Source organism: Chromobacterium sp. S0633, assembly GCF_024158805.1.
Lineage (GTDB): Bacteria > Pseudomonadota > Gammaproteobacteria > Burkholderiales > Chromobacteriaceae > Chromobacterium.
In genome coordinates, this window is the sequence record NZ_JAMZGH010000012.1 from 58885 (window position 1) to 65458 (window position 6574).

Here is a 6574-nt window from a genome sequence, read left to right on the forward strand (position 1 = left end):
CTCCAATTATGGCCGATTATTTTCCGCCGGCACATGCCGCCGCGCGGTGAATTTACCCGCGGCCGCAGGGCTGGCGACGGCCGCTTTTGAAAACAAGCACTTGGCGAGCCGGCTGGAATTCCCGATGATTTATACAGACGTACAAATTCAGCTTGCATGGACTTATACGTTCGTATAAGAATAGATGTATGAAACCGAACAACGCGACTCGACAGCAATTGCTGGACTGCGGACTGGCCATGGCCAAGGAGGCCGGCCTGCGCGCGCTCACCGTGCGCGGCCTGTGCCAGCGCGCCGGGGTCAATCCGGGCAGCTTCGTCTACCACTTCGGCAGCCGCGACCGCTACTTGGCCGAACTGCTGGAAAACTGGTACGCGCCGCTGTTCCGGCACATGCAATCGCAGTTGCAGCAGCAAGCGTCGGCCTTGCCGCGGCTGCAGACCCTGCTGCGTCAGCTGCTGGCCTTCGTCGCCGAGCACGGCGAGCTGATCGCCCACATGCTGCTGGACGCGGCCGCCGGCGAAACCGCCGCACAGGGCTTTCTGTCCACGCTGGCGCCCCGCCATCCCAAGCTGCTGCTGCAAAGCATTGCCGACGCGCAACAGGCCGGCGAACTGGAACGCGGCGATCCGCTGCACCAGGCGCTGTTCCTGATGTCGGCGCTGGGGCTGCCGGCGCTGGCCCAGCACATCATCGCCGGCAAGCCGCTGCTGCCCGGCCTGATCCAGCAAGCTTTCAACACCTACGCCATCGATCCGCGCCATATCGAGCAACGCCTGCAATGGGCGCTGCGCGGTTTGCGCCCATTGGAGCCACAGCCATGAAGCGTCCCCCTCTGCTCATCGGCCTCATCGTCGTCGCCCTGATCGCCGGAGGCGGCTACGCCTGGCGGCAACGGCAGCTCGCCCAAGAGCGCCTGAGCTTGTCCGGCAACGTCGACATCCGCGAAGTCAGTCTGTCCTTCCGGGTGGCCGGCCGCTTGCGGAGCCTGAACGTGGACGAAGGCGCCAGCGTACGCGCCGGCGAGCTACTGGGCGAACTGGACGCGCGGCCTTACCAAAACGCCTTACGCGACGCCGACGCCGGCCTGGCCGCCGCCCAAGCGCGCAGGGCGCTGTACCGCGCCGGCCCGCGCGGCGAGGACATCGAACAGGCGCAGGCCAATCTGGACGCGCGTCGCGCCGCGCGGCTCAACGCCGAGCAGACCTACCAGCGCCAGCGCCAACTGGCCGACACCGGCGCCTCCGCCCAACGCGCGCTGGACGAGGCCCGCGCGCAGCGCGACCAGGCGGCGGCGCAGGCCGAGGCGGCGCGCCAGCAATGGCAGGCGCTCAAGCGCGGCTACCGCAAGGAGGAAATCGCCGAGGCCGACGCCAACGCCGAACGCGCGGCGGCGCAGCAGGCTCAGGCCCAGCTGCAACTGGCCGACACCCGGCTGCTGGCCCCGGCCGACGGCGTCATCCTCACCCGCGCGGTCGAACCCGGCGGCATGCTGAGCGCCGGCGGCCCGGTGTTCACCCTGTCGCTGACCCGGCCGGTGTGGGTGCGCGCCTACGTCGCCGAGCCCGAGCTGGGCAAGGTGGCCCCCGGCACCAAGGTCAAAGTCCGCAGCGACGGCCGCGCCCAGCCTTACGACGGCGTGGTCGGCTTCGTCTCCCCCAGCGCTGAGTTCACTCCCAAGAACGTGGAAACCCAGGACCTGCGCACCGCCCTGGTCTACCGGCTGCGCGTGGTGGTGCAAAACCCGGACGCCGCGCTGCGCCAAGGCATGCCGGTGACGGTGACGCTGGCGGACGGCCGCTGAGATGGACGCGCAAAACGCCATCGTCCTGCGCAGGCTGCGCCAGCGTTTCGACGCGCACGAGGCGCTGGCCGGCATAGACGCGACGATACGCCGCGGCGCGATCACCGGCCTCGCCGGGCCGGACGGCGCCGGCAAGACCACCTTGCTGCGGCTGCTGGCCGGCCTGCTGCAAGCCAGCGACGGCGCCGTCCGCGTCGAAGGGCTGGACCCCATCGCCGACGGCGACGCGCTGCGCGCGCTGATCGGCTATATGCCGCAGCAATTCGGCCTGTACGAAGACCTGACGGTGCTGGAAAACCTGGAGCTGTACGCCGATCTGCGCGGCGTCGCCGGCGAGCGCCGCCGGCACAGCTTCGAACGCCTGCTGGCCTTCACCGACCTGGCCCGTTTCACAGCTCGGCCGGCCGGCAAACTGTCCGGCGGCATGAAGCAGAAGCTGGGCCTGGCCTGCGCGCTGCTGGGCGAGCCGAGGGTCTTGCTGCTGGACGAGCCCAGCGTCGGCGTCGATCCGATTTCCCGGCGCGAACTGTGGAAGATGGTGGGCGAACTGGCCGCCGACGGCATGACCGTGCTGTGGAGCACCTCCTATCTGGACGAGGCCGAACGCTGCGACGAAGTGCTGCTGATCAACGCCGGCCAGCTGAGCTACGCCGGCGCGCCCGGCGAGCTGATCCGACGCATGGAGGGCCGCAGCGTGCAACTGCGCGGCATCGCCGGCAACCCTCGTCAGATACTGCGGCGCGCGCTGCGTCAGCCGCAAGTGCTGGACGGGGTGATCCAGGGCCAGGCGCTGCGCCTGGTGCTGCGCCAGGCCGGCCGGCCGCCTGAGCTGAACGCCTTGCAGGCCGGGCCGGACGCCTGTTTCGTCGTGGTTCCGCCGCGGCTGGAGGACGCCTTCATCGAACTGCTGGGCGGCGGCCCCGGCGGCGACTCGGGCCTGGCCGAGCAGATGCCGCCGGCGCAACTGCCGGCCGGCGTGGACCCGAACGCTGTGATCCGCGCCGAACAGCTCACGCGCCGTTTCGGCGATTTCGTCGCCGCCGACAACATCGACTTCCAGGTGCGGCGCGGCGAGATCTACGGCCTGCTCGGCCCCAACGGCGCCGGCAAGTCCACCACCTTCAAAATGCTGTGCGGCCTGCTGCGGCCCAGCGCCGGCCAGGCCAGCGTGATGGGCATAGACCTGAAACGCAGCGCCAGCCGCGCGCGCCGGCAGCTGGGCTATATGGCGCAGAAATTCGCGCTCTACGGCAATCTCAGCGTCGCCCACAATCTGGACTTCTTCTCCGGCATCTACGGCCTGAGCGGCCAGACGCAACGCGACACCGTCGCCGAAATGGTCCGCGTGTTCGCGCTCGCGCCCTATCTGGACATGCTCGCCGGCGCGCTGCCCCTGGGCTTCAAACAGCGGCTGGCGCTGGCCTGCGCGCTGATGCACCGGCCGCCGCTGCTGTTTCTGGACGAACCCACCTCCGGCGTCGACCCCATCACCCGCCGCGAGTTCTGGACCCATATCAACGGCCTGGTGGACAAGGGCGTCACCGTGATGGTCACCACCCATTTCATGGACGAGGCCGAATACTGCGACCGCATCGGCCTGGTCTACCGCGGCCGGCTGATCGCCAGCGGCACCCCGGACCAGCTCAAGCGCCAGGCCGCCGGCGTCGATGAAGACATCACCATGGAGGAAGCCTTCATCCGCCTGGTGGCGGCCGACGACCGCGCCGGAGCCCCCGCATGAGCGCCGCCGTCAAACCCGCCCGCCTGCTGGCCTTGTGCCGCAAGGAAGCCATGCAGATCGTGCGCGACCCCAGCAGCATCCTGATCGCCTTCGTGCTGCCGATGGTGCTGCTGTTCATCTTCGGCTACGGCATCAATCTGGACGCCAACAAGGTGCGCATCGGCGTGGTGCTGGAAGACAGCGGCGTCGAAGCCCGCCGCTTCGCCGACGCGTTGGCGGGCTCGCCCTATCTGGAAGTCCATCCCGGACATGACCGCGCCGAGATGCGCGCGCGGCTGGCCGCCGGCGAAGTGCGCGGCATGGTGGTGATTCCCGCCGACTTCTCCGCCAAAATCCTCCAGGGACGCGGCGCGGCCGCGGCGCAGCTGCTCACCGACGGCGCCGAGCCCAATACCGCCAACTTCCTGGCCAGCTATCTGCAAGGCGCCTGGCAGATCTGGCAGACCCAGCGCGCGCAGGATCGCGGCCAGCCGCCGCCGGCCCCGCTGCGGCTGGAGCCGCGCTACTGGTTCAATCCCGACACCGTCAGCCGCAACTATCTGGTGCCCGGCTCCATCTCGGTGATCATGACCATCATCGGCGCGCTGCTCACCTCGCTGGTGGTGGCGCGCGAATGGGAGCGCGGCACCATGGAGGCGCTGCTGTCCACCCCGGTAACCCGCGCCGAACTACTGTTGTCCAAAATCCTGCCCTATTACCTGCTGGGCATGGCCGCGATGCTGGTCTGCGTGCTGGCGGCCACCCTGTTGATGGACGTGCCGCTGCGCGGCTCCTGGTGGCTATTGTTCATCGTCAGCAGCCTCTTCCTCGGCAGCGCCCTCGGCCTGGGCCTGCTGCTCTCCACCATCACCCGCAACCAGTTCGTCGCCGCCCAAGGCGCGCTCACCGCCGCCTTCCTGCCGGCCACCATGCTGTCCGGCTTCGTATTCGAGATCAACAGCATGCCGCCGCCGGTGCAGGCCGCCACCTATCTGGTGCCGGCGCGCTATTTCGTCAACGCGCTGCAAACCCTGTTCCAGGCCGGCGACATCTGGCCGGTGTTGTTGCTCAACACCGTCTGGCTGCTGCTGTCCGCGGCCTTCTGGCTGGGGCTTACCGCGCTTAAATTCCGCCGTCGGCTGGACGGTTAGAAAGGGTTCTCATGTGGCACTCACTGCTAACCCTGATCCACAAAGAACTGCGGGCCCTGCTGTCCAACCCGCAAAGCCGCCGGCTGCTGATCATGCCGGTGCTGTTGCAACTGCTGCTGTTCCCCTTCGCCGCCACGCTGGAGGTCAAGAACAGCACGCTGGCCATCTACAACCAGGACGGCGGCGCCGCCTCCATCGAACTGTCCCAGCGCCTGGCCTCGGCCCAGGCTTTTCCGCAGCTGCTCAATATCCGCAGCGAAGCCCAATTGCGCGACGCCATAGACCGCCAACAAGCGCTGCTGGCCATCCGCATTCCGCCGGATTTCTCCCGGCGGCTGGCTCAAGGCAGCGCGCCGCCGCTGCAAGCCGTCATCGACGGCCGCCGCTCCAATAGCGCGCAAATCGCCTTCGGCTACGCCCAGCAAATCGTCGCCCAGTACGCACACGAACTCAGCCCCGCGCCGCCGCCGGCCCAGTTGCTGGTTCGCCATCTGTACAACCCCAATCTGGAATACCGCTGGTTCGTGCTGCCCAGCCTGGTGGCCATCATCACCACCATAGGCTGTCTGATGGTCACCGCGCTGTCATTGGCGCGCGAACGCGAGGAAGGCACGTTCGACCAATTGCTGGTCACCCCGCTAACGCCTGGCTACATCATGGCCGGCAAGGCCGTTCCCGGCATGCTGGTGGCCGCGCTGCAAGGCAGCGTCATTTCCGCCGCCGCGGTATGGATCTACCAAGTACCCTTCGGCGGCGGCGTCGCCCTGCTCTATCTTTCCATGCTGTGCTACGGCCTGGCCCTGTCCGGCTGCGGCCTGCTGATCTCGGCGCTGTGCGCCAACCAGCAGCAGGCCTTTCTCGGCGTGTTCGGCTTCATGGCCCCGGCGGTGATTCTGTCCGGTTATATGGCGCCGGTGGAAAACATGCCCTGGCCGCTGCGCGCGCTCAGCGCCGCGGACCCGCTCAGCCATTTCATCATCGTGATCAAGGGCCTGTTTCTCAAAGGCTACGGCGCGGCCGAGGCCTGGCCTCATCTCTGGCCGCTGCTGCTCATCGCCGCCGCCACCCTTGGCCTGGCCTACCTGATCTTCCGTCACCGGAGCGGACAATGAATCCATCTCGCCTCGCCATCTGCGTCTTGCTAGCCCTGCTCGCCGGCTGCGCCGTCGGCCCCGACTACCGGTCGCCGACGCCGGCGCAGCTGCTGCCCGCCGTCAGCGCGGAAACCGAGCCGGAAGCCGCCGGCTGGTGGCAGGCCTTCCAAGACCCGGCGCTGAACCGCCTGGTCGGCGCCGCGCTGCGCCATAGCCCGGACCTAGTCAGCGCCGACGCCAACATCCGCCAGGCGCGCGCCGCGCTGGAGATCAACACCGGCGCGCAATGGCCTCAACTCAACGCCGGCGGCCACGTCAGCCGCGACCAACTAAGCCGCCGCGGCGAAGCGCTGGCCAATATCCCCTTCGCCAACCCGCAGACCCTATTTACCGACTACCGCGCCGGCTTCGACGCCAGTTGGGAAATTGATCTGTTCGGCCATACCGCCCGCAGCGTGGAAGCCGGCCGCGCCCGGCTGGACGCCAGCCGGGAACAAGCCGCCGACGCCGCCTTGCGCGTGGCCGCCGAAACCGCGCGGCTGGCGCTGGACTACCGCTACTGGGGCTTGCGTGCCGACAACGCCGCCGCCCAGGCCCGCTGGCGCGCGGAACTGGCGCGGCTGAGCCGGCTGCAAGTCCAGGCCGGCCTCGCCGGCGCCGGCGAACTGGATCAGGCGGAAACCGAAAGGCTGCGAGCCGACGCGCAGTTGCAACCGCTGCTCGCCGCCCGCCAGGCCGCGCTCGCCGCACTGGGCCCGCTGACCGCGCTGCCGACGGAACAACTGCGCGCGCTGCTGGACGCCGC

General features: G+C 68.7%; 6 protein-coding genes. All 6 read left to right on the forward strand.

Annotated elements, in window-relative coordinates:
* The first annotated feature begins 188 nt into the window (after positions 1 to 188).
* On the forward strand, positions 189 to 824 hold the full coding sequence (locus NK214_RS09995; protein WP_158274330.1) for a TetR/AcrR family transcriptional regulator: 636 nt from the start codon (positions 189 to 191) through the stop codon (positions 822 to 824).
* A complete protein-coding gene (gene hlyD, locus NK214_RS10000; protein ID WP_235086871.1) occupies positions 821 to 1804 on the forward strand; it encodes a secretion protein HlyD in 984 nt (327 codons plus the stop codon). The genes NK214_RS09995 and hlyD overlap by 4 nt, the downstream gene beginning before the upstream one ends.
* A 1-nt stretch (position 1805) precedes the next feature.
* Positions 1806 to 3545, forward strand: coding sequence for an ATP-binding cassette domain-containing protein (locus tag NK214_RS10005; RefSeq protein ID WP_253314374.1), 1740 nt, complete (start codon positions 1806 to 1808; stop codon positions 3543 to 3545).
* On the forward strand, positions 3542 to 4675 hold the full coding sequence (locus NK214_RS10010; protein WP_253314375.1) for an ABC transporter permease: 1134 nt from the start codon (positions 3542 to 3544) through the stop codon (positions 4673 to 4675). Before NK214_RS10005 ends, NK214_RS10010 begins: the two co-directional genes overlap by 4 nt.
* 11 nt (positions 4676 to 4686) lie before the next feature.
* On the forward strand, positions 4687 to 5787 hold the full coding sequence (locus NK214_RS10015; protein WP_253314376.1) for an ABC transporter permease: 1101 nt from the start codon (positions 4687 to 4689) through the stop codon (positions 5785 to 5787).
* Positions 5784 to 6574, forward strand: a 791-nt coding sequence (locus NK214_RS10020) for a TolC family protein (RefSeq protein ID WP_253314377.1), incomplete at its 3' end; no start/stop codon positions are given. The genes NK214_RS10015 and NK214_RS10020, both read left to right, overlap by 4 nt.